This window comes from Priestia sp. BR_2 (assembly GCF_041954005.1).
GTDB classification, from domain to species: domain Bacteria; phylum Bacillota; class Bacilli; order Paenibacillales; family Paenibacillaceae; genus Paenibacillus_AQ; species Paenibacillus_AQ lautus_A.
The window spans coordinates 1-2824 of sequence record NZ_JAVFHM010000096.1 but is presented as its reverse complement, the minus strand read 5'-3'; the positions used below and the strand labels follow the sequence as shown (position 1 = coordinate 2824).

Genomic DNA, 2824 nt, shown 5'->3' with positions numbered 1-2824 from the left:
GAATAACGATGGCCAATCTCTCCATATTGAAGAACGGAAAGGCGAAAGCGATTCGATTATCGACATTAGAGGCGATTTGTAAGGCTTTGGAATGTCAGCCCGGAGATATTTTAGAATATCGAATGGACGAAGACCAGCTGGAATAAAAATGGAGCATCCTAATTAAACGCAAAAAGGCTTAGGACCCGCCATAAAAGGCTGCCCTAAGCCAAACGGTTTACACAGCGAAACAACATACCCTATCATCCGCTTGAAGAGCGATCGGTGATTAAGCCCTCTGAATGATTTTTTTGTCCTCGATTACATATACGGTATCGGCTACATTCTCGATCAAACGGACATCGTGCGATATGAATATGATCGTTCCCGCATAGTGATTCATCAATTGTTCCAGCGCTTCCACCGCAGGAAGATCCAGAAAATTGCTGGGTTCATCCATCAGCAGGATGTTGTACCGTCCTAACAGCATTTTGGCAAGCTGCAATTTCATGATTTCTCCGCCGCTCAACACGGATAAAGACTTTCTTACGTCCTGTTGAGAAAATCCCATCGATGCCAGAACGGCTCGGATGTCCGACACTTCATAATCACTGTCTTCCAACATGAACTCCATAACCCCTTGATCACGGTCAAACTTGTAACCCGTTTGGGCGAAATAGCCGATTTCCGCTTTAGGGGATACGGAAATACCAGGCTCACGATGGAGTATCATCTTGAAAAGCGTCGTTTTCCCGGATCCATTCGCGCCGGTGACCGCGATCTTGGCGCCCAATGGAAACTGGAAGGAGGCCTCCTCGAAAATTTCCTTGCCCTCAAACTGTTTGCAAATGTCTTTCCCTGTAATCGGAAACGGATGATGAAGCTCCAAGGCTTTGCTTTGCCGAAAACGGATGGATCGCATGGCTTCAGGAGGTTTCACCTCACCAAGCGCTTCGATTCGATGCTCCATATTTTTAGCGGCATTATGGAGCTTTTTCTGTTTGCTTCCCGTCGATTTTTGATGAGCCAGGCGGCCGCCGCCTTCGGAGCTGTTTTTTCGTGAAGCGCCTTTGGCCTTTTGATCCACTTTTCGAGCCTGGCTAAGCTTTTCGGTAATGGCTTTCTCCAGCCGCTCCCGTTCCGCAGTAAATTGCTTGTATTTTGCAGCCTGACTATGCCGCTCCTCTTCTTTTTGGCGCAGGAAATCGGAATATCCGCCCCAGTACTCCGTGATTTTCCCCTCATTCAACTCCCAGATCTTATCGACGACTTGGTCAAGGAAATAACGGTCGTGACTGATGATGAGCAAGGCGCCGGAATAATATTTAAGCTGGTGGATCAGAAAGTCTATGCCATCCCGATCCAGGTGACATGTCGGCTCATCGGCAAAAATTCCGTGCACCTCTCCGGAGAGGGCCTGTGCTATTTTTAGCCGTGTTTCTTCACCGCCGCTCATATATTCCGCTTCACAGCTCTCAATTCCCAGCTTGCCGATTAAAGCGTAATCTTGAATCTCCTGTACAATGACATCATCCAATTGGGGAATATAACGGAAGTTGCCTTCCCGAATGACAGTACCTTGGGACAAAGGAATTTCCCCCAGCAAGGCTTTTAGCAGTGTGCTTTTACCTGCTCCGTTCGCGCCTACGAGACCGATTCGGTCATAGTCGTAAAGCTCCAGTCCATCAATGTCCAGTACATCGCGCCCCGAATATTCCACAACCATATCTTTTGCTTTTATCAAAAATCCCATATGGATTCCTCCTTCAAAAATCGCAGTTTCTGTTCGCAGGATCGCCTGCGATTGAAGAAGAGAGGATTAAATAAAGAAGAACCAATGCATGGATCTCATAAGATTTGCCCCTTTACGTTTTTATTGACCATACGCCTGATAGAGAAAAAAACACCTGTCCAGCCCAAATCGCAGGGATGTCGTTTCCCATGAGGTTGGATTGTACCATGTCCGATGTTCGGCCGTTTTTTGGCAATAAAAAATGCAGATCCGAGTCCACAACGGGGCTTAAATCTGCATGGATAACGAGAGAAGATGGCGACACAAAGGCATAGCAAAAAAGCTAACCGTGTCGCAATCTATGTCTACATACGCAGGAAATAAGCAGCTCAAAAAAAGCCCACATTTGTGGTTGGAACATCCGCTTTTTTGATTGCCAGCTTATCTTATACGCATGGAATGTAACATAGATCACGAGCCTCCTCATCAATGATACGTTGAATTCTAACATTGACGGCTATACCTGTCAATGAAGATGGGTCAGTCCACCATAAGGAGAAGCGGGGTGTTTTTAAAGAGAAAGAAGCAACATGGTTAACTTTGGTGGTAAGGCTGCACAAGCCGACTTATGATATAATTCTTCGTAATTAATATATTTCCATCCTTACCCGGATATCTACGTGATTTGTGAATGAATACTGTACAAAAAAGGAAGTGGATTATATTGGAATTCGACGTGGTTATGCAGGAACTGGAGGCACTCGGCAAGGAACGGATTAAAAAAACCTATATGAGCAATGGTGCGCAGGAGCCGCTTTTTGGGGTCGCTACTGGCGCAATGAAGCCGTTAGCAAAGCAAATCAAGAAAAATCAACCTTTAGCAGAGCAGCTTTACGCCACCGGCAATTATGATGCGATGTATTTTGCCGGCATTATTACAGACCCCATGATCATGACGGAAGCCGATTTCGATCGTTGGATGGATCGCGCTTATTTTTATATGTTGTCAGATTATGTGGTTGCCGTGACTTTGGCCGAAACGGAAATTGCGCAAGCTGTTGCCGATAAGTGGATCGCTAGCGGTGAAGAGCTTAAAATGTCGGCAGGCTGGAG

The 2824-nt window shown here is 46.1% G+C and carries 3 protein-coding genes; 2 read left to right on the top strand and 1 reads right to left on the bottom strand.

The features are described from left to right. On the top strand, nucleotides 1–146 hold a 146-nt coding region (locus RB298_RS02640), incomplete at its 5' end, for a helix-turn-helix domain-containing protein (RefSeq protein WP_486045617.1). Nucleotides 147–268: 122 nt separating this feature from the next. On the opposite strand, the gene RB298_RS02635 is transcribed toward RB298_RS02640, so the two are convergent. Continuing rightward, the gene (locus RB298_RS02635) at nucleotides 269–1732 is read right to left on the bottom strand and encodes an Msr family ABC-F type ribosomal protection protein (RefSeq protein ID WP_486045613.1); all 1464 of its coding nucleotides are present in this window, start codon (nucleotides 1730–1732) and stop codon (nucleotides 269–271) included. A gap of 721 nt (nucleotides 1733–2453) precedes the next feature. On the opposite strand from RB298_RS02635, the gene RB298_RS02630 reads away from it, so the two are divergent. Continuing rightward, on the top strand, nucleotides 2454–2824 hold a 371-nt coding region (locus tag RB298_RS02630), incomplete at its 3' end, for a DNA alkylation repair protein (protein ID WP_486045615.1).

What these genes read in the sequence shown, in the direction of transcription:
- RB298_RS02635 (WP_486045613.1), bottom strand. Translation starts at nt 1,732, where the DNA reads ATGGGATTTTTGATAAAAGCAAAAGATATGGTTGTGGAATATTCGGGG.